This window comes from Chitinophaga filiformis (genome assembly GCF_023100805.1).
Lineage (GTDB): Bacteria > Bacteroidota > Bacteroidia > Chitinophagales > Chitinophagaceae > Chitinophaga > Chitinophaga filiformis_B.
The window spans coordinates 1,064,645-1,090,828 of sequence record NZ_CP095855.1; the positions used below are offsets into that span (position 1 = coordinate 1,064,645).

Consider the following 26,184-nt stretch of genomic DNA (forward strand, 5'->3'; position numbering starts at 1 on the left):
TAAGATGTTATAACAAGAAATTGATCTTTAATAATTAATAGTTTATCTTAGTTTACTCATAAACCTATAACACTTGCAGCAATCAGCTGTACATATCGACGAATACATTATCACTGAACGATTGATAGCTGGAGATCCCGTTGCCCAGGAACTGGTCTATGACTATTATGGCCCCGCATTATACAGTATCATACTACAGGTGGTCGGCGATACCGCGACAGCGGAAGAAGTACTGGCAAGGACGTTCATCTATGTATTTAAGAATATTACAGTATACAGGGACACCGGAAGCGCTACTTTATTCGGATGGCTGATGAGGATTGCCCGTGAGCAGGCTGTAAAAGAAGCCGCCATCATGGAAGAAAACGAGGATAACAGCAGCGACGTTATGAAACATGATAGCAATCTGCTACAGCGTTTTGCCAACAAGCTCCCGGAAGAAAGCAGGACAATATTCCACTTGTGTTATTATAAAGGACTGCCTAAAGAAGCGGTGGCCCGCATGTTGGGGGCACAACCCGATGAGGTAATGGTAAAACTGAAAGATATCATGGGCGCATTCAGAAAATTTTTGGGGGAATAATTGGAACTTAATCACTACATACAAAGTGGGATCATTGAAAGCTATGTGCTTGGGATCGCAACAGCCAGTGAGATGGAGGAATTGCAGCAGATGCGGCGCTTGTATCCTTCTCTGAATGCTGAGGTGATGGCCGTGGAGCGAAGAATAGAGAAAACGGCGCTTGCTGAGGCAGTATTGCCATCCCCACATCTCAAACAACGTATATTCCAGCACATCAACTGGCGGGATAAATTACCGCCACAGGACGATAATTCCCGCTATACCTTTATTAATATACATTCGCAGGATGGCCAACACATTACTGTTCATAAATGGTGGCGGTTATTCTTTATTATCACCTTTATCCTCTCCAAGGTCTGTCTTTTCTTTGCCATTTACTTTTTTCTCAAATACCAGCAGTCTAAAGAAAGAAAAACGGAATCTCAACAATTACATACAGAGCAGGTCAGCTCCAAAAAATAATCAGATATTTGTGGTAACATAGGTGTATATACTTATGTTGTTCAAATTAAACATCTCATTATCAATTTGCTGTAAAGAACGCCCGGGTTGTCAGGTGATTTTTATTTGGAAATGAATTAGCTTAATTTGACATTTGAAGCTTATGTGCAGAGAACAGGCTTTGCGTGGAGTATTTGCCGTAATTTAAATTAGATATGTCGCCTTGGACCTTCATGATTACATAGAAAGTGGCATTATTGAGACTTATCTGCTGGGCTTAGCATCTGACGAAGAGGCTGAGCTATTCGAGCATATGCGTAGCTTGTATCCGGAACTCAATACCGAGATATCGGCAACAGAATTCAGGCTTCAAAAGGTAATGGATGATGGCGGCATCACGCCACCGGCCATTGTATGGAACAAAATAGCCCGGCACCTGACGCCTCATGGACGGGATAGCTATTATTCAAAGGCGGGCAGGCAACAAACCGAAGGGCCTCAGACGTATATATTACAGCCACGCAACAACACGATCACCGTCAGCATATGGTGGCGTTGTACCGTTATTGCTATGATGTTGCTTATCATGGCGCTTGTGGCCAGTACCATTTATTTTTACCAGCAGTTCCGGAATATGGAAGAGCGTTTAATGCGCTTATATCCAACTCATACGGAGATGTCGCCACCCGGTGTACACTGAGCGATTTGGTACGTTTCTTGTTTTTTCCCACCTTGCGTCCGTAATGCATTGCATTTCCGACAATTTAAACATCAAATTATTTGAACATGAAACACCTTACACTTGCAGTATTATGCATGGTAGCCGCTGTATTTGCGATCTCCTGTAAAACCCAATCGGGAGCAACCAACACAGAACAAAGCGCCAGCAAAGGTTCCGTTAAAGGAAACTGGGTTATTACAGATATTAGTTTCGATGGAATTCCAAGAGGTTCTAAGGTGACTGTTTTTGATGAAGCATCTTACAACTGCTTTAAAGGCAGCCAGTGGATCCTGCCATCTAACAATAATGGTTCTTATACTTTATCTTCTACCGAAGACGGTTGCACGACGGCTACTCAGTCTATCGTATGGTCTATATACAAACAGGGTGGCGTAGATATGTTCCAGTTCAAGAAAGTGGGTTCCGGCGTAAAAGCCAAGAATGTAACGGAAGGTTACCGTGTAGAGATCAGCTCTCTGAACAATACTTCTATGGTATGGAGGGCAGCGGTGAGCTTTGAAGGTAAAACAGGGTACATCATATATACCCTGCAGCGTAGCTAAGCAATACAGGGTTATACGTTATTACAGCGCTTAACATTTACATGGCTGAAAACCATGTGAAGTGTTAAGCGTTTTTGTTTTCAGTATCTGTGGATGGAGTGCCTGCGTGCTGCCTGGCAAAGCGCATGAATAGCTGCGCCAGTTTATCCTGCTGGCCCTGTAGATAAATAAAGTGAAACTTTCTTACCAGCTTGAAATTCTTTACCGGCAGGATCTTGAATTCACCTGCTTCCAGTTCCCGTTTTACGGCATGCAGGGAAAGAAAGGCGGCACATGGGGCGTGGTGCAGATAGGACTTGATGCTCTCGGTACTGCCCATGTACATGGCTATCTGCAGGTCGGTGAGCTTCAGCTTAAGGCGCTTGAGTTCATCGGTGATCACTTCCAGGGTACCTGAGCCCTGTTCGCGCATCAGGAGGGGAATGGACTTCAGTTCAGCGGCTGTCAGCGGCGCGTCCGGATCGCCATAATTATATTTTACGTTCCCGATGAGGGCTATCTCGTCTTTTGCGAACTCCACATATTTCAGCACGGGGTTCTTTGAACGGCCTTCTATCAGTCCCAGTTGGATCGTTTTGTCGAAGAGCGCCTGTTCCACCTGTTCTGTATTGCCGGAAATGAGGGAGGCGGTTACCTCGGGATAACGCTGGTTGAACTGTGCCAGCAGGGGTGGAATGAAGTATTGTGCGATGGTAGTACTGGCCCCCAGTGAGAGCAGACCGCCCTGTTCATGTTTCAGCTGGTTGATCTCGTACTCGAGGTTACGATAACTGGTAAAGATATCATCTGCATGTTTGAGCATCACCTGGCCTGCACGGGTGATCTTGATCTTATTGCCAATACGTTCAAACAGCGCCATGCCCAGTTGCTGTTCCAGCTCGTGGATATGTTTAGTCACAGCCGGTTGCGATATGAACAACTCCTCCGCCGCTTTGGTGAAGCTGAGGCGCCTGGCTACTGTGTAGAATACTTTTAACCTGAAGTCCAACATTGGTTAAATGTACGAAGAAAAAAAGCGGATATCCTACCGGGGCAGGATATCCGCTGATGAAAATGTGAGATGCTGTTAAGCTTTTTTCTCTTCAGCTTTCTTTTCTTTATTTTCCTTGAAGCGTTTGTCTGGAGTTCCATCTGCCTTTTTAGGGCCTTCTGGTTTCGCATCCTTGTTTTCCTTGAAACGCTTGTCAGGGGTACCATCTTTCTTCAACGGTCCCTGTGCTTTAGTTTCTTTGGTCTCTTTGTTCTCTTTAAAACGTTTGTCCGGAGTACCGTCTTTCTTCACTGGTTTGCCGGAAACACTGTCCAATCCAGGACGCTGTGCTTTCTGACCTGGTTTTTCTGATCTGTGTTGAGCTTTTGCCGGCGCCTGTTGTGTGGCGGGAGTCTGGGCCATAGCAACAGATGCGCCCATGAAAAGTGCTAACACTCCTGTTAAAATCTTTTTCATCTCATGTTGGATTAGAGTGAAAAATTAGGCATTTTTTTAATAGGTAGCTGCGCTGATCTATAATATTTATTCGGATGTTTTAACGTAGTGATTTGCAATTTCTTGAAACGTAGTTTCCGCAAGAGATTGCGTATTGATACGCTTGACAAAGGGCTTGCAGTGGATGTACCTTTGTATCACCTGACAAAGTATAACAGTTAACCCCAAAATGTTTGATAACCCCTTAACTTATTATAAGTGGTTAAGGAGTGTGAATGTTGATGAAGCGAACAATTCGATTGTCTGACGAACATATAGTGACCCCCTTTATTGATTTATGAAATCATCCTGTTAACCTTGATCAAAAGGTCTCGCCACAGCGAGACCTTTTTTAATATGGTGTTGATTGATACGGCGTTTCGATTGACATTGATAGCGGGCGTCGGGGATTATCATACCGTTCCCGGGGGAATCGCCATGCATCGCGTGGTTGTTACGCGTCATCGGGGGATCATCATGCCGTATGCGGTACGCGGGTTATCGCCGCGCCGGTCCCGGGGGGTAGAAACCCCGGGCTACAAACACGAAGACTCCTGACGGAGTCTATCGGTGTTTTGTTTGTCGGTTCGTTGTTGTATCAGGGATATCGGCTGGCGGCATGAATGTGTCGGCCGGCGCGACTTTTTCCGGTTGTTAATCCCTTTAGTTCGCGGTTTCGACCCACATGCCGTTTTCCTTGATGAGGGAGATCAGCTCATCCACAGCTACTTCACTGTTCAAACCACGTTTCACAACCTCTTTTCCTTTATAGAGGGTGATCTTTCCAACGCCGCTGCCTACATATCCGAAGTCTGCATCGGCCATTTCCCCGGGACCGTTTACGATGCAACCCATGATGGCGATCTTAACGCCTTTGAGGTGATTGGTCACAGCCCGGATCCTCGCAGTGGTCTCCTGGAGGTCAAATAAGGTCCTTCCGCAGGATGGGCAGGAGATATATTCGGTTTTGGAAATGCGTGTTCTGGTGGCCTGTAAAATGCCAAAGGCAATGTTATTGAGCAGGGAATGACCGGGCGCCTGCGCGCCGGTGGCCTCACTCACAAGCCATACACCGTCACCGAAACCATCAAGCAGGAGAGCACCGGTTTCAGTGGCATAATGTATCAGGTGCTCATCGGCGGTATTATCTTCCGCGAAGCATTTTAATATGACAGGCTGCTGTATCTGCCGTTCCAGGAGGGTGATCATGGTACGTCTTACCTCCGGCATAGCATGCGCATTGGAAGAATGCAGGCAGAGTACAACCGTATGATCATTGGCCATCTGCAACAGGAAGTTTTCCGGTAAGGCAACCCCGGTATTATGATCGATGAAATTAATAATGGAAGAACGCTCTTTGGACTGCAGGTATTCCTCCGCAGTAAAGAGCGGCATATATTTCTCCTTATCTGTTGTCCCGTGCCAGATGTCGTGCGGTACAATCACTTTCAGCGTGCCGGGCAGTGAAAAGGACAGCAGTTCACGGGTGAATATATAATCTGCTGCCGCATCGGCAATATTCCATTTATCAGTATTGGCGTCATAATGATAGCCAACCGCCTGCAAATGTTCAGGAGTAATACCGGTATTGGTGCTAAAGTCGGCAACAACAACAGGTACCTGCTTGGCGCCAATGTTATTGATAGCAATGCTTTCACGGCGTTTATGCTCGAATGGAGAATAAGGCAGCTGTTCTACCGGAGGGATAGGCGTATGATCCTGGCGACTGGTATAGCGTTTTACCAGGTCGCGGCACACCGGCAGTTCAAACTCCGGATCTTCAGTAAGAGAAACACGGATCGTATCGCCGATACCATCTTCCAGCAGAGTACCGATACCCACGGCAGATTTGATGCGGCCGTCTTCTCCGTCACCAGCTTCGGTTACGCCCAGGTGAAGGGGATAGCAGTGACCAAGTTGTTCCTGCATGGTCTGGATCAGAAGGCGGTAAGCCTGCACCATTACCTGCGGATTGCTGGATTTCATACTGAGCACGATGTTCCTGTAGTTCAGGTCCTCTGCGATACGGAGGAACTCCATCGCACTTTCCACCATCCCCATGGGAGTGTCTCCATAGCGGCTCATGATACGGTCGCTCAGCGATCCATGGTTAGTACCGATACGCATAGCGGTTCCATGTTCCTGGCATATTTTCACCAGGGGGGTGAACTGTTTGCGTATGCGGTCTATTTCTTCCTGGTATTCGCTGTCTGTATAGGTGAGCGTCTCGAACTTCTTTTTGTCGACGTAGTTGCCGGGATTGATACGCACCTTTTCCACGATCCGGGCTGCTATTTCAGCCGCGTTCGGTGTGAAGTGTATATCCGCCACGAGGGGGGTGGTATATCCTCTTTTGCGCAGCTCATTGCGGATGGGCAACAGGTTCTCTGCTTCTTTTTTGCTGGGAGCGGTAATACGCACCAGCTCAGCACCGGCTTCTATGCAACGGATAGCCTGTTCCACAGTGGCATTGGTATCCATCGTATCAGTAGTGGTCATGGTCTGGATACGTATTGGATGATTATTACCTATCAGCAGGTCTCCTACCTTTACTTCCAAAGTGGCCAGTCGCTTATATTCCGTCAGTGAATTACAATATAGCTGCATAAAAGAAATCCAAATATGGAGCAAAGGTAATGAATAGAATCGCGAATGGATCAACTACGCAGGGGGAATTGCATGGGATAGGAGGGTCGGAACCGGCCCCTGCTTATCTCCTGTAACTTACGCCGCAGCAGTGTGCGGCTGAGAGATGGAAGACGGTCGAGGTAAAGTATACCCTCCACATGATCATATTCATGCTGGATAATGCGTGCGGCCATACCGTGGAAAGTAGCCGTCATGGTTTGAAAAATTTCATCCTGGTACCGGATGGTAATACTATCAGGCCGCGTAACAGGAACGGCGAACCCGGGTATACTCAGGCAGCCTTCTTCCTCCGTACAAACGGTGGAACTGTACTCCACTATCGAGGCATTGATGAATACCTTGCGGATGTGGTAGACAGCCTCCCGGTTGTCTACCAGGAACATACGCAGGGCCTGGCCGATTTGGGGGGCGGCTAATCCAACACCGCCGGCATTGTCCAGGGTCTGCCACATATCATTGATCAGTTGCTGAAGGCCGGGAGTATCCCTGCTTACTTCCCGGGTCGGCTGCCGTAAACCCGGAGCGCCGTAGGCGAGAATAGGTCGTACCATGTTTTTGTAGCGAAGAACGGCCATATTGCCTGTCCGGGATAGCACATTTTCGACATCTGTGACCGGGAAGAATGGCGATGGGCCTGATTCTCTGTATCTTTACAGGGTTATGCCGGTAGATCTGCTCGCACATATTTTCATGGAACGCCTTCCGCTGTCCAGACCCGCAGCCGGGCTGGCAGATATCGTAGAAGGCTATTATTGTGTGACCTGGCAAGGCCGGGAGGACAATGTATGGGCAAGCCTGGATGGGGCACCCGTCCTGGTCTTTTTACTGGATGCGGCGTACGGGATTACATTCAGAGGGGCGTATAACCGGTTTTTTAACCGGGCCTTCCTCTGTAGTTTCGGATTGCAGGACACTTATATCACCCATCTGCCAAAAGGAAGTCGTTTGCTTGTGGTCAGGTTCACGCCTTGCGGATTGTACCATCTGGTGCAACAACCGGCAATTGGCATACAACACCCATTATGTGGCATTGATGAGGTCTGGGGAAGCCCCGGAGCGGAGCTGGCGGAAGCGATCTGCAATGCCGGGGAACAGGAGCGGGTGGCATTGCTGGAGGCATTTCTTTTGAAAAAACTGCCAGCCTATACAACGGTGAACTATATGTTGCAGGTGGCTGTGCAACTCATAAGAGCCCATCAGGGGCAGATATCAGTAGCTGATATCTGTAAGCAATCAGGTTTGAATTATAAATGGCTGGAGCGGAATTTTCGCCGGTACCTGGGCGTTACGCCCAAGGCCTACCTCAGTAGCATTCGCTTCCTGTATGCCTATTTCAGCCTGATGCAGGGAGAGAAGAACCTTATCCACATCGCATTGGATAAAGGATATTATGATCAGAACCATTTTATCAGAGACTGCAGGAAATATACCGGAAGGTCGCCATCGCGGATCACCAGTCTTTATCAACAGGCACTACCTGCCCCTTAGCCTTCTTCATTTTATCCTGCAGTTTGTTCTCCTCCTGGCCCAATGCCTGGAGTAAACGTTCTGCCTCCTGCTTGTTCAATTTGCTTGGCTGTGGCTCAGGCTTTTCGTCCTGCTGCTCTTTATTCTTGTTCTTGTCTTTATTCTGCTGATCCTTGTTCTCGTCCTGTTTGTTCTTGTTCTGCTGATCTTTTTTCTGGTCCTCCTTATTCTGCTGGTCTTTGTTCTGCTGATTTTTATCCTTGTCTTTTTTGTCCTTATTGTCCTTGTTATCTCCGCCACCGCCTTGCTGCTTCTTCAGCATAGCCTGGGCATAGGCAAGGTTATAGCGGGCTTCTTCATCAGACGGGTTCTGTTTCAGTGCTTCTTTGTAAGCCTTGATACTCTCTTCCCATTTCTTTCCCTCCATAAAGGTATTGCCAATGTTGTAGCTGGCGTCGGCTTTGCCCTCCCGGGTAGGCGCAATCTTAAAGCTATTGGCGTACTGGGTGCGGGCATCGTCGAAACGTTTCTGCTCGTACAGGGAGTTACCCAGGTTATAGCGGCCTTCCACGGACTGCTTGTTTACCTCCAGTGCTTTTTTATAGGCGGCTTCAGCGTCAGTATATTGTTTGTTCTTATACAGCTCATTGCCTTTACGGATATATTTATTCCCGGTCTGGGCGAAAGCGCTCTGGCAAAGGCAGATAAGCAGGCCAGCCAGTAAGGTTTGATATGTCAATTGTAGTTTCGTCATGGTTTTTCTGTAGCGGTAACGACAACATTTGGGCGGGCACTGCGCCTGATTTCCGGAATAAAGAACTCGGCAACGAGCAATAACAGGCTGATAGCCAGGAAATACTGGTAGTAGCTGTTATAGTCTGTGAATATATTTTCCCCGAATTCTTTCTGCTCCATGCTATCTATTTTCTGTACCAGGGAATTCACCACCTCTTCCGTATTATTATCGAGGTGCTCGTAAATGCCCCTGCCGGCAGCGGCGATAGACTTCAGTTCATCTTCATTCAGTTTGGAAATAACGGTATTGCCTTCCTTGTCTTTTTTGTAGGTGCCTGTTTCCGGGTCCGGTAAAGGAGAGCCGGTGGGAGAACCTATACCGATGGTATTGATCACAACGCCATTGTCGAAGGCCATATTAGCTTTCGAAATGGCTGCTTCATCATGGTCTTCACCATCGGAAATGATAATGAGGGCTTTATGTTTCCTTTCCTTTTTATTAAAAGCGTCATTGCTCACCTGGATCGCCTGTCCGATGGCTGTACCCTGTGTAGGGATCATTTCCGGTCCTACAGTAGACAGGTACATTTTGGCGGCAGAGTAATCTATGGTCAGGGGCATCTGAAGATAGGCATTGCCGGCAAATACCACGAGGCCTACGCGGTCGTTATCCAGTTTGTCAGTCAGTTTGGAGATAAGTTGTTTGGCCCTGGTCAGCCGGTCAGGTTTCACATCTCCTGCCAGCATACTTTTGCTGACATCGAGAGCGATCACTACATCCACTCCCTTGCGGGTGATCTTTTCCATCCGGCTGCCTTTCTGAATGTTAGCAAGGCCAATCACCCCGAAAAGGAAGGCCAGGAAGATCAACAGGAAACGGAATGTAAAGCGCCTGCGGGAGTAACCGGTAAATAACTTCTCTACAAGTACAGGGTCACCCAGTTTGCGAACAGAGCGTCTTTTCCACCAGGATATGCTGAGGAATGCCAGTTGCAGTACCAGTAATAAGACCAGTGCCCATAAGTATTCGCTATGCTGAAAACGTAACATCATCCAATAAAGATTTCTTCTGCCGGTCATGAGGGAGACCGGACACAGGGATCAAATATAATTTTTTTAGTACGTTTTACATCATATGTAGGTGGCGATTTAGGAGTTTTTTAACGCTATGGGGATAGGAGAGGTGATAGATAAGCAGTTACCGGGGGCACCAAAGGGAGGGTATAAGCGGAAAAGGGAAAAAAGGACCCGGAGGGAGCCCTTATTAACGACGGCAAAGGCAATGGGTAATGCCCGGGACTATGAGATCCGCTATTGTAAAGGATTGAACAGGAGTTGATTGACTTTGGCAAATATGTGAGTAGAGGCATTTTCTTTCCGGATGATCAATATTTGACAATGGCAACTATTTAAAATGGCGCTAAAAAAGCCATAGTTCAGCAGGTATTTGACCTGTTCAACTATGGCTTCGCATCAATTATTTATTTCAGGCCTTCCATGTAACCCGCATCTTTCAGCAGGTTTTTCAGGAGGTTCATACGAACCTTCGGAACATCGAGGGATTTATCTTCGGTATCAAAGTTCAGGACGAAGAAGGTAGGATGACCATTTTCCTCAATCCAGCCGGTTATCCAGGCAATTGTTTTAGGGCCTACGGTTGCCATACCGGTTTTGTAGCGCAGCTCATACTTATCTGTTTTTTCCATGAGCATGATAGCGCGTACCCATTGCATCGTCAGCTTATGGAAAGGCAGCTGATCGAAATAAAGCTTCTTGACGAAGCCAAGTTCTTCATCCGGGGAGATCTGGAGACTATTGTCGAGCCAGAAGGTGTCTATACGGCTGATCTTCATATTACCATACTTGACAGTGTCAAGCCAATGCTGCATAACAGGTTTGGTAATACGGCGGGCCACTTCCTGGTAATAGGGTACCGCTGAAAGGCGGAAGGCCTGCTGCATGCTCAGGGATTGGTTCCATTCCGGAACGGAACGTACAACGCCATCCCAGGGAATGACGGTGGAGGTGTCTTTCAGCACACCGGTTTCAAGACCTACGAGAGAGTTAAAGATCTTGAAAGTGGAGGCCGGTACCAAACGTTCCTTCGCCCGGTCAATGTTATATACCTTAAAGGTGCCCTGACCGTTGTTGAACAGCATAAAGCAGCCTTCTACTTTGTATTCGCTAAAATACTTTTCCCAGTCTTTTTCAATCTTAACGTTGTTCGGAGCGCAGGCATTCGCCAGAATGGCTACCAGCAGGAGTATCCAGCCAGTTTGTTTCATATACATCTTTTTAGAGCTGCAAAAGTAGCCAATTAGGGCAAAATTCAAGTGATGTTCATTGGAGAAGGGGTTTACAAAAAAGAAAGGGCCGGTCCCGGACCAGCCCTTTTAGCGTTAGTTTTTGATCTTTATGAAGCCTGATTTCCAACAGCGGGGAGATGGCTTTCAGTATATATTATTTAACTAATTCCTTGATTACTCCGAGTTCCTTACCCACTTTGGTAAAGGCTGCAATGGCCTTATCGAGGTGTGCCTGTTCGTGAGCAGCGCTAAGCTGAACACGGATACGGGCCTGGCCTTTCGGAACTACCGGGAAGAAGAAGCCGATCACGTAGATGCCTTCTTTCAGGAGCTTGTCGGCGAACTGCTGGCTTAATACCGCATCGTACAACATTACCGGAACGATAGGGTGGTCGCCTGGTTTAATATCAAAACCGGCTTCCGTCATCTTGGTGCGGAAGTAGCGGGTGTTGTACTCCAGTTTGTCCCTCAGTGAGGTAGTAGCGCTTAACATCTTCAGTACGGAGATGGAAGCGCCAACTATGCTGGGGGCTACGGAGTTGGAGAAGAGATAAGGACGGCTACGCTGGCGCAGCATATCGATGATCTCTTTCTTACCGCTGGTGAAACCGCCGGATGCACCGCCAAGGGCCTTACCCAGGGTACCTGTAATGATGTCAATACGGCCCATTACATTGCGGTATTCGTGGGTGCCGCGGCCGGTTTTGCCCAGGAAGCCGGAGGAATGGCTTTCGTCGATCATTACGATCGCGTCGTATTTGTCAGCCAGATCGCAGATCTTATCCAGCTGGGCAATGGTGCCGTCCATGCTGAAAGACCCGTCGGTTACGATAATACGGCTGCGAAGGTGGGCTGATTCCTGTAGTTTGGCCTCCAGGTCAGCCATATTGTTATGTTCGTAACGGTAACGTTGTGCTTTACAGAGGCGTACACCGTCGATAATGGAAGCGTGATTGAGGGCGTCAGAGATAATGGCGTCCTGCTCATTGAATAGCGGTTCGAATACACCGCCATTAGCGTCGAAAGCGGCAGCGTACAGGATAGTGTCTTCAGTACCAAGGAATTCAGCCAGTTTCTGTTCCAGCTCGCGGTGAATATCCTGGGTACCACATATAAAGCGGACACTGCTCATGCCATATCCATGTGTATCAATGGCATCTTTGGCTGCCCTGATCACATCGGGATGGCTGGAAAGGCCCAGGTAGTTATTAGCACAGAAGTTAATAACGGTGTTCCCACCTACCTGGATCTCGGCTCCCTGTTCAGAGGTGATCACGCGCTCGTTCTTAAAAAGTCCGGCGGAGCGTATCTCATCCAGTTCCTGTTGAAGGCGGGCAATGAATTTTTGGTTCATAATAGCAGATTTTGTAACCTGGTTCAAAGTTATAGCAATAAATGTATTGCGATTCTATCACCCGCAAGGGCTTTTGTGACCCGGCAGGAAAAAGTTTGACGGGGCTGTAACATTTGGGGACTGCTCTGCGTCATAGTAATGTCTGCACGTTGATCCCGTTAAATTGGCCTTTGTGTGTAAACGGGGTCCGGACTGAGTTTAAATTTCCGCGCTATTGAAGGATGGCAAGGTGCCATGCGGGAACTTGCCGTCCAGAGCGATACGTGCCGGACAGGCGCACAGACAAATAGTGGGATGGAAAGGAGGGGGAAGATGAGTGGATATAAAGTAATTGTCGGACATTAGCACTAAAATCCCGCAACACCCGGATGACGGAAAAGGAGTACAATCAATGCGTGGACCTGTACGCGGACAATCTGTTCCGGTTTATTGTTAAAAATTTAGACCATACCGAGGACGCCAGAGATGTTGTACAGAATGCGTTTGAAATATTGTGGAAGCACTGTAACGATGTGCCTTTTGAGAAAGGCAAGTCATACCTGTTTACTGTAGCCTACCACAATATGATAGATCATGTCCGTAAGGTGAAGCGTATTACACTGGTAGACGAGTTTAAAGAGGAGACAAGGATCTCAGAGCAAAGGATCCATGACGCAAAAAAGGTATTGGAGAAAGCATTGGACAAACTGACAGATGTTCAGCGCTCGCTCATATTACTGAAAGATTATGAAGGCTACAGCTATGAGGAAATAGGAGAAATTATGCAGTTAAATCCTTCACAGGTAAAGGTTTATCTGCACAGAGCAAGGTTACACCTGAAACAGTACCTGGTGAAGATGGAAAATGTGATCTAGTGCAGATGAGGGGAATCAAGTAATATTGCATATTAATTATATGTTTTGATTTGGCAGTTAATATAAACATATCGAACTACGAGGAATTCCTGCTCAGCGCCATTGATGGTGAGCTGACCGGGGAGGAAATGGCCGCATTAGAAGCCTTTATGCAGCAGCATCCGGAAGTCCGGAAGGAACTGACGTTGCTGGAGGCCACCAGGTTGCGCCCTGACGAGGGAATGAAGTTTGAAGCCAAAGAAGCGCTCTACAGGAACACCAGCGCGCTGTCTGCCACAAATTATGAGCGTTTCCTGCTGGATTACGTTGATAATGAGCTGGGTGTAACTGAAAAAAGGGAGCTGGAGGCATTGATCAGCCAGCACCCTCATATACAAAAGGAACTCTCACTCCTGCAGGCAGCCAGGTTAAGTCCTGATCTTTCTGTAACATTTGGCAATAAAGCATCGCTATATAGAAGACGGGAACGTATTACCGTACGGCCGGTGTGGTGGTGGAGTGCTGCAGCTGCTGTGGTAGTCGGACTTAGTGTCTGGTTGCTACCCGGTCAGCGTTCAGGAGAAAAACCACAAGTGGCTGTTAGTCAGTCATCCACTAAAGGGGATTCACCTGCCGCTCAGCAGTCAGCCGGTCAACAGGCCAACAATCACGCTCTTGCAGACGCAGGCCGCCCGGCAACCGGTTCTGCTGAAGACGCCGCAACACGGGCAGCTGCTGATGAAAAAAGTGAGGCAGATGGAGTTGCCGAGACTGAAGGCAATACCCGGCGCAAAACCTCACAAAGTGATGCCATTGCCCAGAGAGGAACAGATAACAACACCAATAAGACTACCGTACCCGGAGCGACCGCGAATGAGCCGAAACAGGAAGCCGGTATAGACCGCCTGCCGGACAACCGCTTACCGGCGTTGGCCAAGATACCGCAACCAGCGTCTACTTCAGGGGAAGTAGTGCAACAATTGCAGGAAAAAACAGCGCAGCAGGAAAGTATACTGGCGCAGAATGTTACAACCGTACCAGAGAAAACTGCAGTGATGGCAAATGCCGAAAAGATCAAGGAGGCGCCTGTTGCATCTCCGGCTGAAGCACCTGCGGCGCCGGCAAATGGTGAACTGGTAATGGCAGTGACAATGAACGGAGACAGTAAACTGCTCAATGGAGTGGCCAACGTAGCCAGGTTCCTGTCCCGTAAGAAGAAATAAATCGATGAATGAACTTTTTTGATATGAAGTGTAAATTTTTACGCTATTTATTGTTACTGCTTATCGTAAGCGTAGGTGCAAAAGCCCAGACCGCTGACAGCCTCGTGGAGACTATCCAGATAAAAGGGCTGATCATCGTAAAAGGAAAGGACGCAAAGGGCAAACGCATCTTCAAGGTCTATAACGATACTGCATATGCCAAAGAAAGGTTGAAAAAGAACCTGCAAACCAGATGGTTTGTCTTTGATTTGGGATTCAATAATTATATAGACCGGAGTGATTATACAGGGGCTGTCGCTTTATCCTACTATGCGCCTAATGGAGTATCAGATATTTATAATAAGTCATTTACTTATTCAGCAGCTGGTTTGAATACCCTGGCCCCCCGTGGAGGGAGTGCGCCACTTACGCCATCAGAGTTTAAACTGATTACCGGAAAGTCCATCAATGTCAATATATGGTTGTTCCAGCAACGGTTGAATATCTATAAACACAAATTGAACCTGATCTATGCCTTAGGTGTCGAAATGAACAACTACCGTTTTGCGAGAAATATTACCTATGTCCCCGGATACCCCACCCAGATCATACGTGATAATGTGAATTTTTCCAAGAACAAATTGTTCGCTGAATACCTGAGCGTACCACTGATGCTGAACTTCAACAGCAACCCGGCCCGCCCTTCCCGAGCGTTCAAAATGGGAATGGGAGTGATGGGAGGATACCTGGTAAAGGCCCGTACGAAACAGATCAGCAGGGAGCGTGGAAAGGAAAAGAAAGTGGATGAATTCAACCTGAACAAATGGAAGTTGAGCCTGACAGGAGACGTAGGTTATGGACCTTTGAAACTTTATGGTAATTTTGCGCTAACTCCTTTACATGATTATGGCCTGGAACAGTATCCTTTTTCAATAGGGATACGTTTTAACAGCTTTTAACGTTTTTGGGGGATCAAAATCTATATAGTATGCGTTCTTTTATTGCTTTTCTGGCCTGTACCGGATTTATTGTATGGGCTCATTCATGTGAGAAGAGAATTGTTGGGGTGAAAGTTTATGCCCACCATCCGGGACAAAATGGTGGGTTATCGTTTAGTGGCCTCACTTATGAACGCCCTTTGTTTTTAGCTCATACGGAAGCCCCTGCGGCTATTGATGCGCTGTTTGTTAATATCGAATACGGACCTGCTTCTGAACACGACTGGAAAAGATAGGCCATTGCTCATCTTTTAATCCCTTTTAACAAATTCCTGTTGCCTCACATCCGGGCATTACCATTATATTTGGTAATGTTTTTTTTATTTTCAAAAACCAATTCATGAACCTCATTACAAAAGCAATCTCTTCATTGCTTGTAGCCTGCGCTATATCCAATATTGCAGGCGCACAACAAAAGAAGTATGAGTGGAAAGAGGGCACGTCGGGAGGGTATACTTATAAGTATATCACCAACGACCCGATGAAAGCACGCTTCTACACCTTGAAAAACGGATTGACCGTAATTCTCAGCGTTAACAAAAAGGACCCGCGCATTCAGACCCTTATCGGTACCCGTGCTGGCAGCAACAATGATCCGCACGATCATACCGGTCTGGCCCACTACCTGGAGCACCTCCTTTTTAAAGGTACCCAGCAGTTCGGCTCCCTGGACTGGTCAAAGGAGAAACCTTACCTCGACAGGATTGAGGGGCTGTATGATACCTACAATCATACCAGCGATGTTACTGCCCGTAAAGCAGTATACCATCAGATTGACAGCGTATCCGGACTGGCGGCAAAATATGCCATTGCCAACGAGTATGATAAGCTGATGGCGGGTATGGGCTCACAGGGCACCAATGCACATACCTGGGTGGAGGAAACGATCTATGAAGAAGATATTCCTTCCAACGTGGTTGACAAATTCCTGGCAGTACAGGCAGAAAGGTTCAAGGATCCGGTTTTCCGCCTGTTCCATACCGAGCTGGAAGCTGTATATGAGGAAAAGAACAGAGGGCTGGATAATGACGCCCGTAAGTCTTATGAACTGATGTTATCTTCTCTGTTCCCAACCCACAATTATGGTCAGCAGAGCACCATCGGTACAGTAGAGCATCTGAAGAATCCTTCGCTGAAAGCGATCCGCGATTTCTATAACGCCTACTATGTGCCTGATAACATGGCCATCGTAATGGCAGGTGATCTTGATCCTGACCAGGTGATCAGACAGGTAGAAAAGGACTTCTCCTACATGAAACCCAAACCGGTTAACGAATACAAATCGCCGGTAGAGAAGCCGATCACTGCGCCTATCGTAAAAGAGGTATTTGGTCCTGATGCGGAAAATGTCATGATCGCTTTCCGCATGCCCGGAGCCCTGGATGTGAAGTCCAATGTACTTCTTTCAGTAATATCTGAAGTGATGAACAACGGTAAGGCCGGTTTGCTTGACCTGAACATCAATAAACAACAAAAGGTACTGAAATCAAGCGCAGGCGTTATGGCCTGGAAAGATTATTCTGTATTCAGCCTGAGTGGTACCGCCAAACAGGGACAAACCCTGGAAGAAGTGAAAGACCTCTTACTGGGACAACTGGAGATCCTGAAGAAAGGCGAGTTCGACGAAACCATGGTAAAAGCCATTGTGAACAATGCCAAGCTTTCTGAGCTGCAGGGCCTGGAAAGCAATAATACCCGCGCCAGTGCATTAATGGACGGCTTTATCAAACACAGGGGCAAAAACTGGCTGACAGACGTTTCCTTCGTAGACGATATGGGTAAGGTCACAAAACAACAGATCGTTGATTTCGCCAACAAATACTTCGCTAACAACTACGTATTGCTTTATAAACGTAAGGGCGAGGATAAGAATATCCAAAAGGTTGAGAAACCGGCTATTACACCGGTGGAAGTAAACCGTGAAGCGCAATCCACCTTCCTGAAAGAGATCAACGAAATGCCCGCTGCCAAGATCCAACCGCTGTGGCTGGACTTTGGTAAAGATATCCAGAAAGGTAAACTGGGTGCCGCAGATGTACTGTATGTACAGAATAAGGACAATGGCTTGTTCCGCTTGTACTACCGTTTCGATATGGGCAGCTGGAACAATAAACTGTTGCCGCTGGCAGCACAGTACCTCCAGTTCCTGGGAACAGATAAATATACTACTGAACAGATCAGTAAAGAATTCTACAACATTGCATGTAACTTCAACGTATCGGCAGGGACCGATGTCACCACCATCAGCATCAGTGGCTTGCAGGAAAACTTTGACCAGGCAGTATCCCTGTTCGAGCATCTCTTGAAGAACTGTCAGCCGAACGAGCAGGCGCTGGCTGCGTTCAAAGGCCGTGTTGCCAAAAGCCGCTCAGACAGCAAACTGAATAAAGGTAATATCCTGAAAGGCCTGGCGAGCTATGCCATGTACGGTGCAAAAAATCCTTTCAACAATCAACTGAGCCAGGCGGAGCTCGATGGCATTACCGCACAGCAGCTGGTAGACATCCTGCACTCCCTGCCGGAGTATCAGCACACCGTTATTTATTATGGTCCGCAGGCACTGGAAGCCGCTATCGCTGCTGTACAGAAAGAGCATACCATACCGGCGGCGCTTAAGGCAGTACCTGCTGCAATAAAGTTTGATAAGATAGACCAGGGTAATAACCAGGTATTGTTTACAGACTATGACATGGTACAATCTGAGGTGAACTGGGTAAGGAATACAGATACCTATAAGCCTGAGAATACTGCACTCGTAGAAATGTTTAACGGCTACTTTGGCGGTAACATGGGATCTATCGTATTCCAGACCATCCGTGAATCCAAAGCGCTGGCTTACTCGACCTACGCTTATTACGCTTCTCCCGACAGGAAGGATGCCCGTTATTCTATGGTAGCCTATGTGGGTAGCCAGGCAGATAAAATGAACGAAGCGATCAACGGCATGAATGAACTGCTGAATGATATTCCGCGTTCAGACAAACTGTTTGAAACCGCCAGACAGAGTATGAAGCAGGATATTGAAACAGAACGCATCACACAGGATGGCATCATCTTCACTTACCTGGCGGCAAAGAAACTGGGACTGGATACCGACTACCGTAAAACAGTGTATTCACAGATCGATGGCATTACATTTGAAAATGTGAAGCAGTTCCATGAACAGAACATTGCCAGAAAACCTTACACTTATTGCATCGTGGCTTCAGATAAGAAGGTAAGCCTGGACGATCTGAAGAAGTATGGAGATGTGAAGAAAGTGTCACTGGAGGAAATCTTCGGTTACTAATCTGAGCAGCAATAGCTCAAAATACATAGCGACATAACCGTATATATTCATGAACCATCCGGTTCCGCACAGAGATCATCTGACGGAAATTCCGGATGGTTCTTTATTTTTGCCATCTGAAATTTTTAACCATTTGCAATAATCAGTTGACAGTCAACGTTAACATTATGCAAAATCCCTGTGAAAATGAATCGCTATTGCTTGTTGATACTCCTGGTGCTGACACTGAGTGTATCAGGATTTACTACCAATAAAGGTGATGAAGATTACCTGTATAAAGTGAAAATACTTCCTGGCAGCATTGATCCTGACAAAGTATTTTTACTGATCGATAAGAGTGACTACCGCTTGTATCTTTATGAAGATGTCACGTTGAGGAAGATATACAAGGTGGTTTTTGGCAACAAGGACCAGTCGCCCAAAAGGCAGGAGGGAGACCGCCTGACGCCCGAAGGGACCTTTCATATATTGAGCAAGCGGATAGATAAGCTCTGGAATCGTTTTATGCTGTTGGATTATCCAAATGAAGCGGCCTGGAACAAGTTCCATCAAATGCAGGAAAATGGGGAGATCTCTGCCGGCGCTACACCAGGTGGCGGTATTGGCATTCATGGTGTGGAATGGAACTCCGGTATACGGGACAACTATGTGGAGGGCCGTATTAACTGGACCCTGGGCTGCGTGAGTATGAAGAACGGAGACGTGAGCGAACTGTATGATATTATCAAGGTGGGAACACCTGTTGTAATAAGACGTTGATGCTGTCATGCACATAGCAGTGTGCATGTTTACCTTTACTTTAAGAAACGCATTCGTAAGATCTTACATGCTATCATGATTAAGAACGGTGCCGCTATGGCCTGGCCAGGAGCATTGTAGTGATACCCGGCGCAAGCTGGGATCATGATTATCATAAAGGCGGATGTTGGTCTTGTGAAGCACGCTTCATTCGGGTGGAGCGTGCTTTTTTATTGGAGGAAACCAGGCAGCATTGTTATCTGGCTGCTAAAAATTTGCGGATATGTTCCTTCCATTTTTTCCCTTCTCTCCTGCAGAATGATTGATGCCCGCAATCTTCAAAAATGACCAGTTCCTTTTTTTTCGTACCGAGATGTTTGTAAATGCTAATGGTTTCCTGCCTGGTAACACGGGTATCATGCGCACCCCAGGAAATGAGGGCGGGCATGGTAATGCTTTGCGCATAATCGGCAGGATTGTAGTTGAAGCCCCAGAAGCCATTCTCTATACCTCCCCAGAAAGTGAGCAGCTGTGAAAAAGGAGTACCGGGAAGGCTAACAGCCCGCATTCTGCCCTTCACCGCATCAGTAAGTGTGGCAAAAGAGCATTCGAGGATGACCTTATTGGGGTGCAGGTGATAAGTAGGCACAGCTCGCAGGATGGCCGCGGCTCCCATACTAACGCCCCATAACACGATATGCTTTTCTCCTTTTTGCTGTACAAGGTTGTAGGCCAGCATGACGTCTTCCGCCTCTCTATAACCAACAGTACATACAGTACCTTCACTGTTGCCATGCGCGCGGAAGTCCATCAGCAGTGTATTATAGCCCAGTGTCTGGAAATACATTGCCTCAGGTATGGGCCCGTCTTTGCTGCCGCCGTAACCATGGAAGAGAATGACAGTGCCTTTGGAAGCAGCAACAGGCGTCCACCATCCTTCCAGTTGCAGTCCATTGCTGGTGGTCATGTGAACGGTTTCATAGCGGGACTCCGGAGTATGCCTGACAAGGGATTTTGAAATACGTACACCGAGCAATAACATCCTGGCCTTTTCCAGCACATTCATTTGTTCCGGCGTTTTATTCCGGAAGCTACCCGGGGCATAGAAATGAGTGAACTTCCATGCATGGAAGGCAGCAATGACATTCAATAAGATGAATAACACCAGGAGTACGCGAAAGATACGTTTCAGCAACTTCATAAAGTAAAAGTAAAAAAAGCGGGTATATCCTTGTTTAGGTATACCCGCTTTTCGTAAATATTTATAGTGTTAGTACCCTTCGTTCTGGAGAACTTTGGGATAATCTCTCAGGATGTATGATGGGATAGGAAGATTATGATGGTGCTGCTGGTATCCTTTGCTTCCCAGTACGGCCTCGCGCTGAGGCCCCAGGCGCAGGAAACGGAAGCCTTCCCTGTAAAATTCCACTGCCAGTAATCTGTTCAGTTCATTTTGGGCGTCATCAAAAGATGTAAATGTAATTGGTGCTTCCTGACGATTGACCCGAACGGTGTTGATCAGGGTACTAATTGTATCCAGTTCAAACTGGCTATAGTTTAGCACATTCAATAGCAAGGCTTCTCTATAACGGGCAACAGGGAAGAAATTTACAGTAGTTCCACTGCGCACAAAGTACTGCTTAAATTCAGGTGTCATACCGAAGGTCATGTCCCAGATAATCTCACTATTGTCTGGCGAGACAAAAACCTGTGAAGGGGCTACCAGGGAATATTTACCTCTTTTGAGAATGGGTTTCAGCAATATATTCCAGGTACTACCAGCTCCTGTATACCTTGCTATTATCAAAGCCGCCGCGTCCTGTGTCATACGCCATTTTTTACCCGCTGGCGCTTCGACGGGAAGATCGCTTATAGCAGCAGAGAATTGGAAGTAGGCGGCCTGCCGGAGTTCCCGGGTATCGCCAGTTACAGTTCTGGGCAGTTTTGCTTTATGTGTTATAGGTACGTTCTCACCAAAATAATACATCAGATCTGAAAAGAGCAGTCCGCGAAAGGCAGTGATCTGTGCTCTCAGTTCTTTATTTTCTGACTGGAAATTGTCCAGGCTTAGTTTCATCCTGTTCAGCTGCAGGATGCAGGCGTAGGCATCTTTCCAGAGATTGGCAAGAATGGCATTGTCTGCAGTGAAAGTGAAATTGTCCAATTCGCACCATTCAGGTAAGCCGTTGCAGTCGGCATCGTCACTAAGGATGCCGTCCAACATGCGGAACCGCTGATAAACAGTACTGATCGTCTTCACCACCGGAAGCAGTGCCGAGTCCACCTGTGCCTCTGTTTTGTACAGTGTCATCTCGTGGTTGACCGGGTTGGCAATGATGGTGCTGAAGGCCGTATCTGTTTTAGGTGTGACGCTGAATTTGAGGTATGGGGTTGCCACCATATCGGCGTCGGAGATTAAGCCGTCCTGGTTAATATCTTTATATCTGAGATCGCCGGGAACAGCACCTGGCTGACGTGGCGTTTGTGGATTATCAATTTCAGCCTGGGTCTGAAATATGGAGTCGGATAAGAGGGTCTTGCCATCGCCATCATCCCATGTATTGCTTATTTCTCCCTGGTGAATCACTCCTTTAAAAGCCAGCATGTAATATTCGCCCTCGGGTAGGTTATTAAAAGTGGCGACGCCATGTTCGTCGGTAATGGCTGAATAAGCAACCCATCCTTCTTTGTAATATGTCACAGACGAATAGAGCCTTACCTCAGCGCCAACTGCAGGTACGCCTTTCGGTTTATCCACATTCCATTGTGTACCATCCCAAACAGTGATCTTTGCACGTACTGTGTCGGGTTTGGAAGGAGGAGGAGGAGAAGTATCGTGGTCATTTTTTTTGCATGCCCAGAGGCTACATAACAGCAGGAGCGCTAATAATCTTTTCATGAATTGCGTTTGGGTAAACATTTAATTTTATAGGTTGTCCGTTATATTTCAGGTATAGAACTACTGGAACTGTAAAGATAAATAAAAGCCCGTATTCACTTTGATACGGGCTTTTATTGCGAGTCCTGAGGGAAACAATGCCTGAGGGCTCATTTATTTTCACATCCGCATCTTATATGAGGTGCGTGTTGTTATTATCGAAGCCTGTCTTGCTGATGCTAATATCCTACGTTCTGATGAATATTCGGATATGCTTCAAGCACCGACTGAGGGATAGGCAGCAATGCATGCTTGTCCTGGTAACCCTTGCTGCCAAGTACTGTTTTTGCATCGTTATAAAGCACCAGGCGGGCGTAACGGAACCCTTCTCTGTACAATTCTTCTTTATACAGGATCTTTAATTCATTTCTTGTCTCATCCAGGGTTTTAAGCGTAATAGCAGGTTTTTTGCCCCTTGTGCGCACAATGTTGATCGCCTCATTGGCGCCGCTAAGGTCTTCCAACAGGATCTTACCCATCGCCCTGAGCAGGTAGGTTTCGGTATAACGGATAGCCGGACAGAAATTAACGGTCAACCCGCCGCGAACAAAGTAATCTTTAAAAGGAGTATTCATACTCGCTGTGATATCCCATATGATCTCGTTGCTGGCGGGAGCGGTAAAGACCTTCGCTGAGTCGGCCAGTGCATACCTTTTTGTTGCAATGACTTTGTCTGTATAAGTGGTTGCATCGTTACCATTTATTTCAAACAGCGCAATTCTCGCCAGCAGCATATTGGCGCCGGCAGAAGTCATGTACCATGGCTTGCCTGCAGGGGCAGCATCCGGCAATCCCGGTAATGCATCGGTCAGATCTTTTTTGATATTGTACCTTGTCAGGTATATGCTACCGGGAGAAATGCCTACGGGCAGCAACAGTTGTTCTGTCATCGGTAATGTTCCGAAATAGGTTTGCAGTTCAAGGTATAAAAATGCGCGGAAAGCCTTTAGCTGGGCAATAATGGCTGCTTTGTCGCCCTGTATTCCATTCAGGCTGGCCAACATTCTGTTCAACTGAAGGATGCTGGCATAATGGTTCTTCCAGGCACTTTCAATAATGCTGTTTGCCGGTGTGAATGTAAACTGGTCCAGTTCGCAAAAGCCGGCAGGCAGGTTGGCGATCTGGCAATCTGCGTCATCACTGAGCACTCCATCTACCATGACCATCTGCTGGTGGGCAGCACTGATCTTTGGATATTCATTTGAGAATGCTTCCTCTACCGCACTCAGTGTTGGATAGGCGTGATTCACGGTTCTTCCGATCAGTGCCCTGGCAGTATTGACAGAATCTTTTTTAACGGTGATCGTAAAGAATGGGGCTTCCGCCACATCGTCGTTGTTAATCATACCGTCGCCATTCAGGTCCCTGTATTTAAAATCGCCGGGGAGTACATTATTCTGTATCGGTTGCGTCGGATCCTTAATCTCAGCCTCTGACTGGAACAGGGTGTCGGATACCCTTGTCATATTCTGGGCGTCACGCCAGGTATTGGTCTTGCCTTCCTTGGTGGCCACCATAAAATAAACGCCTTCCGGAATATCCTTGAAAGAGACCACGCCACTGCCATTGGTGGTTGCTGTAAAGGCAGGTTTCTTCATGAGATAATCCTCCCTGGATGTAAAGAGTTCTACTGTTGCGCCATCTGCAGGCGTTCCTTTGGGTTGCTCGGGGCTCCATTGGGTAGCGTCCCATACAGTAATGCTGGCGGTAGGCTTCTGAGACGGCTGCTGCGGTTCAGGTGTTACTTTGTCATCATCTTTGCATGCCCAAAGACTGCATGACAAGGCAAGGAATAATAATTTCTTCATAAAGGTGTTGTTGGGAAACGAGGGTTTTTGTGAAAATTGTCCTGTTGTATATTGATTTTAGGTATAGGTTTTTCTTTTGTTCGGGTCTGTCAAAGATACGAAAAAAGGGCTGAACATGTCAGCCCTTTTTATAATATGAAGGTTATTTTCTCTTAAAGTCTGCCTCTCTTGATCTCGTCTACCACTACCGGATCGAGTAGGGTGGAAGTGTCTCCCAGGTTGTCCAGTTCCCCTTCCGCTATTTTACGCAGGATGCGGCGCATGATCTTGCCGGAACGTGTTTTGGGCAGGCCGCTTACAAACTGGATCTTGTCCGGTTTGGCAATCGGGCCGATGATGCGGGATACGGTCTGAAGAATATCTTTCTTGGTCAGCTCAGGATCGTGCATCTGTCTTTCAGTGATGACATAAGCATAGATGCCTTGGCCTTTGATATCGTGCGGATAGCCTACAACAGCACTTTCGACTACGCCGGCGTGCATGTTAATAGCGTTTTCCACTTCAGCGGTGCCAATACGGTGGCCGCTTACGTTGAGTACATCATCTACACGGCCGGTGATGCGGTAGTAGCCGTCTTCATCGCGGAGGCAGCCGTCTCCCGTGAAATAGAGATTCTCGTAAGTAGCAAAGTAGGTAGTGCGGCAGCGTTCATGATCGCCATAGGTGGTACGCAGCATGCCCGGCCATGGGAATTTGATACAGAGGTTGCCATTTACGTTATTGCCTTTCACTTCTTTTCCATTCTCATCCACGAGAACAGGTTGTATACCTGGCAGCGGGAGTGTGGCGTAGCCTGGTTTTTCTTTGGTGATGCCTGCAATAGGTGTGATCATGATACCACCGGTTTCGGTCTGCCACCAGGTGTCAACAATCGGGCAGCGTCCTTTACCGATATGATCTTTGAACCAATGCCATGCTTCCTCGTTAATAGGCTCACCCACGCTTCCGAGTTTCTTCAGTGAGCTCAGGTCTTTATGATTTACCGGGCCCAGTCCATAGCCCATAAGGCTGCGTATGGCAGTAGGCGCGGTATACAGGATATTAACACGGTATTTATCGACGATGGACCATAAGCGGCCGGCATCGGGATAGGTAGGCACGCCCTCAAACATCAGCGTGGTAGCGCCGGCGCTGAGAGGGCCATATATGATGTAGCTATGACCGGTGATCCAACCTACGTCTGCAGTACAGAAGTAAACCTCACCCGGCTGATACTGGAATGTATTGACAAAGGTATAATTGGCGTATACCATGTAGCCGGCGCAGGTATGTACAACGCCTTTAGGTTTGCCGGTAGAGCCGGAAGTGTAAAGGATGAAGAGCATATCTTCTGCGTCCATTTCTTCGGCAGGGCATGGGGGATTGCCCATGGTTTCCACCTGTTTGATCTCATCTTCCCACCAAAGGTCGCGGCCTTTTATCATGCTGACAGGCGTACGTGTACGGGTACATACAATTACTTTTTTAACGGAAGGGCAGCCCATGAGTGCATCGTCGATCACTGACTTCAGCGGGATGTCTTTATTGCCGCGGAAAGCGCCATCACAAGTGATAACTAGGCTGGCCTGAGCATCCTGGATCCTGTCGGCAATGGACTGGGCGCTGAAACCACCGAATACCACGGAGTGAATAGCACCTATGCGGGCGCAGGCCAGTACTGCAATAGCCAGTTCTGGTATCATACCCATGTATATGCAGACGCGGTCTCCTTTTTTAACGCCATTGTTTTTCAGCACGTTAGCGAACTGGCATACTTTATTATAGAGATCACGGTAAGTGATGACACGGTGGCGTTCTTCGGGGTCATTGGGTTCCCAGATAATGGCAGGTCTGTTTCCCAGTGTACCAAGGTGGCGGTCAAGGCAGTTTTCAGTGATATTCAGTTTACCACCGGTAAACCATTTCACATCGGGATCCTTAAAGTTCCATTCCAGCACTTTATCCCATTTGCGGCGCCAATAAAAGTGATCAGCTACATTCGCCCAGAAGCCTTCCGGGTCCATTACACTTTGCTGGTAGTTCTCTTGATACTCTTCTAAGCTCTTTATCTGGTACGGATAAGCCATAGCTGCAATCAGTTTTTGTTGGTCATTA

At 47.4% G+C, this 26,184-nt stretch carries 23 protein-coding genes; 11 read left to right on the forward strand and 12 right to left on the reverse strand.

Annotated features, from left to right (window positions below):
* Window positions 1–73: 73 nt before the first annotated feature.
* The 4 genes from MYF79_RS04465 to MYF79_RS04480 all read left to right on the forward strand — a co-directional run bounded on the left by MYF79_RS04465 (window position 74) and on the right by MYF79_RS04480 (window position 2,308).
* Window positions 74–583 (forward strand): RNA polymerase sigma factor, encoded by a 510-nt coding sequence (locus tag MYF79_RS04465; protein WP_247812746.1) that lies wholly within the window; start codon window positions 74–76, stop codon window positions 581–583.
* On the forward strand, window positions 584–1,045 hold the full coding sequence (locus tag MYF79_RS04470; RefSeq protein WP_247812747.1) for a hypothetical protein: 462 nt from the start codon (window positions 584–586) through the stop codon (window positions 1,043–1,045). It begins immediately after the preceding gene.
* A gap of 202 nt (window positions 1,046–1,247) precedes the next feature.
* Window positions 1,248–1,724 (forward strand): hypothetical protein, encoded by a 477-nt coding sequence (locus MYF79_RS04475; protein ID WP_247812748.1) that lies wholly within the window; start codon window positions 1,248–1,250, stop codon window positions 1,722–1,724.
* Between the two features lie 86 nt (window positions 1,725–1,810).
* Window positions 1,811–2,308 carry a lipocalin family protein gene (locus MYF79_RS04480; protein ID WP_247812749.1) on the forward strand — a complete coding sequence of 166 codons (498 nt, stop codon included), beginning with the start codon at window positions 1,811–1,813 and terminating at the stop codon, window positions 2,306–2,308.
* Window positions 2,309–2,372: 64 nt separating this feature from the next.
* Here the strand turns inward: MYF79_RS04480 and MYF79_RS04485 are convergent, their stop codons facing one another.
* From MYF79_RS04485 to def, 4 genes are all read right to left on the reverse strand, one after another.
* On the reverse strand, window positions 2,373–3,299 hold the full coding sequence (locus MYF79_RS04485; RefSeq protein ID WP_247812750.1) for a LysR substrate-binding domain-containing protein: 927 nt from the start codon (window positions 3,297–3,299) through the stop codon (window positions 2,373–2,375).
* 75 nt (window positions 3,300–3,374) lie between these two features.
* Window positions 3,375–3,755 carry a hypothetical protein gene (locus MYF79_RS04490; RefSeq protein ID WP_199654540.1) on the reverse strand — a complete coding sequence of 127 codons (381 nt, stop codon included), beginning with the start codon at window positions 3,753–3,755 and terminating at the stop codon, window positions 3,375–3,377.
* 681 nt (window positions 3,756–4,436) lie between these two features.
* Entirely contained in the window at window positions 4,437–6,380 is a 1,944-nt protein-coding gene (gene ispG / locus MYF79_RS04495) for a (E)-4-hydroxy-3-methylbut-2-enyl-diphosphate synthase (RefSeq protein ID WP_247812751.1), read from the reverse strand.
* 50 nt (window positions 6,381–6,430) lie between these two features.
* Window positions 6,431–6,973: a peptide deformylase gene (gene def, locus MYF79_RS04500; protein ID WP_247812752.1), complete on the reverse strand. Its 543-nt coding sequence runs from the start codon at window positions 6,971–6,973 to the stop codon at window positions 6,431–6,433.
* Window positions 6,974–7,082: 109 nt separating this feature from the next.
* On the opposite strand from def, the gene MYF79_RS04505 reads away from it, so the two are divergent.
* Window positions 7,083–7,910, forward strand: coding sequence for a helix-turn-helix domain-containing protein (locus tag MYF79_RS04505; RefSeq protein WP_247812753.1), 828 nt, complete (start codon window positions 7,083–7,085; stop codon window positions 7,908–7,910).
* Here MYF79_RS04505 and MYF79_RS04510 read toward each other — a convergent pair.
* The 4 genes from MYF79_RS04510 to kbl all read right to left on the reverse strand — a co-directional run bounded on the left by MYF79_RS04510 (window position 7,873) and on the right by kbl (window position 12,284).
* Complete coding sequence (locus tag MYF79_RS04510) at window positions 7,873–8,643, reverse strand: tetratricopeptide repeat protein (RefSeq protein WP_247812754.1); 771 nt, start codon at window positions 8,641–8,643, stop codon at window positions 7,873–7,875. The two genes, MYF79_RS04505 and MYF79_RS04510, sit on opposite strands and share 38 nt — an antisense overlap.
* Window positions 8,640–9,677 (reverse strand): VWA domain-containing protein, encoded by a 1,038-nt coding sequence (locus MYF79_RS04515; protein ID WP_247812755.1) that lies wholly within the window; start codon window positions 9,675–9,677, stop codon window positions 8,640–8,642. Before MYF79_RS04515 ends, MYF79_RS04510 begins: the two co-directional genes overlap by 4 nt.
* Before the next feature lie 428 nt (window positions 9,678–10,105).
* Window positions 10,106–10,909 (reverse strand): class D beta-lactamase, encoded by an 804-nt coding sequence (gene blaOXA / locus MYF79_RS04520; RefSeq protein ID WP_247812756.1) that lies wholly within the window; start codon window positions 10,907–10,909, stop codon window positions 10,106–10,108.
* Window positions 10,910–11,084: 175 nt separating this feature from the next.
* Window positions 11,085–12,284 (reverse strand): glycine C-acetyltransferase, encoded by a 1,200-nt coding sequence (gene kbl, locus MYF79_RS04525; RefSeq protein ID WP_247812757.1) that lies wholly within the window; start codon window positions 12,282–12,284, stop codon window positions 11,085–11,087.
* Between the two features lie 368 nt (window positions 12,285–12,652).
* Here kbl and MYF79_RS04530 point away from each other — a divergent pair, with 368 nt between their 5' ends.
* The 6 genes from MYF79_RS04530 to MYF79_RS04555 all read left to right on the forward strand — a co-directional run bounded on the left by MYF79_RS04530 (window position 12,653) and on the right by MYF79_RS04555 (window position 19,365).
* Complete coding sequence (locus MYF79_RS04530) at window positions 12,653–13,138, forward strand: RNA polymerase sigma factor (RefSeq protein ID WP_199654548.1); 486 nt, start codon at window positions 12,653–12,655, stop codon at window positions 13,136–13,138.
* A 50-nt stretch (window positions 13,139–13,188) separates the two neighbouring features.
* The gene (locus MYF79_RS04535; RefSeq protein WP_247812758.1) at window positions 13,189–14,340 is read left to right on the forward strand and encodes an anti-sigma factor family protein; all 1,152 of its coding nucleotides are present in this window, start codon (window positions 13,189–13,191) and stop codon (window positions 14,338–14,340) included.
* A 23-nt stretch (window positions 14,341–14,363) separates the two neighbouring features.
* A complete protein-coding gene (locus MYF79_RS04540) occupies window positions 14,364–15,278 on the forward strand; it encodes an outer membrane beta-barrel protein (protein WP_199654550.1) in 915 nt (304 codons plus the stop codon).
* Window positions 15,279–15,307: 29 nt separating this feature from the next.
* Window positions 15,308–15,553: a hypothetical protein gene (locus MYF79_RS04545; RefSeq protein ID WP_199654551.1), complete on the forward strand. Its 246-nt coding sequence runs from the start codon at window positions 15,308–15,310 to the stop codon at window positions 15,551–15,553.
* 104 nt (window positions 15,554–15,657) lie between these two features.
* Window positions 15,658–18,606, forward strand: coding sequence for a M16 family metallopeptidase (locus MYF79_RS04550; protein WP_247812759.1), 2,949 nt, complete (start codon window positions 15,658–15,660; stop codon window positions 18,604–18,606).
* Between the two features lie 186 nt (window positions 18,607–18,792).
* Entirely contained in the window at window positions 18,793–19,365 is a 573-nt protein-coding gene (locus tag MYF79_RS04555) for a murein L,D-transpeptidase family protein (protein ID WP_247812760.1), read from the forward strand.
* Window positions 19,366–19,600: 235 nt separating this feature from the next.
* Here the strand turns inward: MYF79_RS04555 and MYF79_RS04560 are convergent, their stop codons facing one another.
* The 4 genes from MYF79_RS04560 to acs all read right to left on the reverse strand — a co-directional run bounded on the left by MYF79_RS04560 (window position 19,601) and on the right by acs (window position 26,156).
* The gene (locus tag MYF79_RS04560) at window positions 19,601–20,545 is read right to left on the reverse strand and encodes an alpha/beta hydrolase (protein ID WP_247812761.1); all 945 of its coding nucleotides are present in this window, start codon (window positions 20,543–20,545) and stop codon (window positions 19,601–19,603) included.
* 69 nt (window positions 20,546–20,614) lie between these two features.
* Window positions 20,615–22,243 (reverse strand): prealbumin-like fold domain-containing protein, encoded by a 1,629-nt coding sequence (locus tag MYF79_RS04565; RefSeq protein ID WP_247812762.1) that lies wholly within the window; start codon window positions 22,241–22,243, stop codon window positions 20,615–20,617.
* Between the two features lie 218 nt (window positions 22,244–22,461).
* Complete coding sequence (locus MYF79_RS04570) at window positions 22,462–24,090, reverse strand: RagB/SusD family nutrient uptake outer membrane protein (protein WP_247812763.1); 1,629 nt, start codon at window positions 24,088–24,090, stop codon at window positions 22,462–22,464.
* 152 nt (window positions 24,091–24,242) lie between these two features.
* Window positions 24,243–26,156, reverse strand: a complete 1,914-nt coding sequence (gene acs / locus MYF79_RS04575) for an acetate--CoA ligase (protein WP_247812764.1) — start codon at window positions 26,154–26,156, stop codon at window positions 24,243–24,245.
* Window positions 26,157–26,184: the final 28 nt, after the last annotated feature.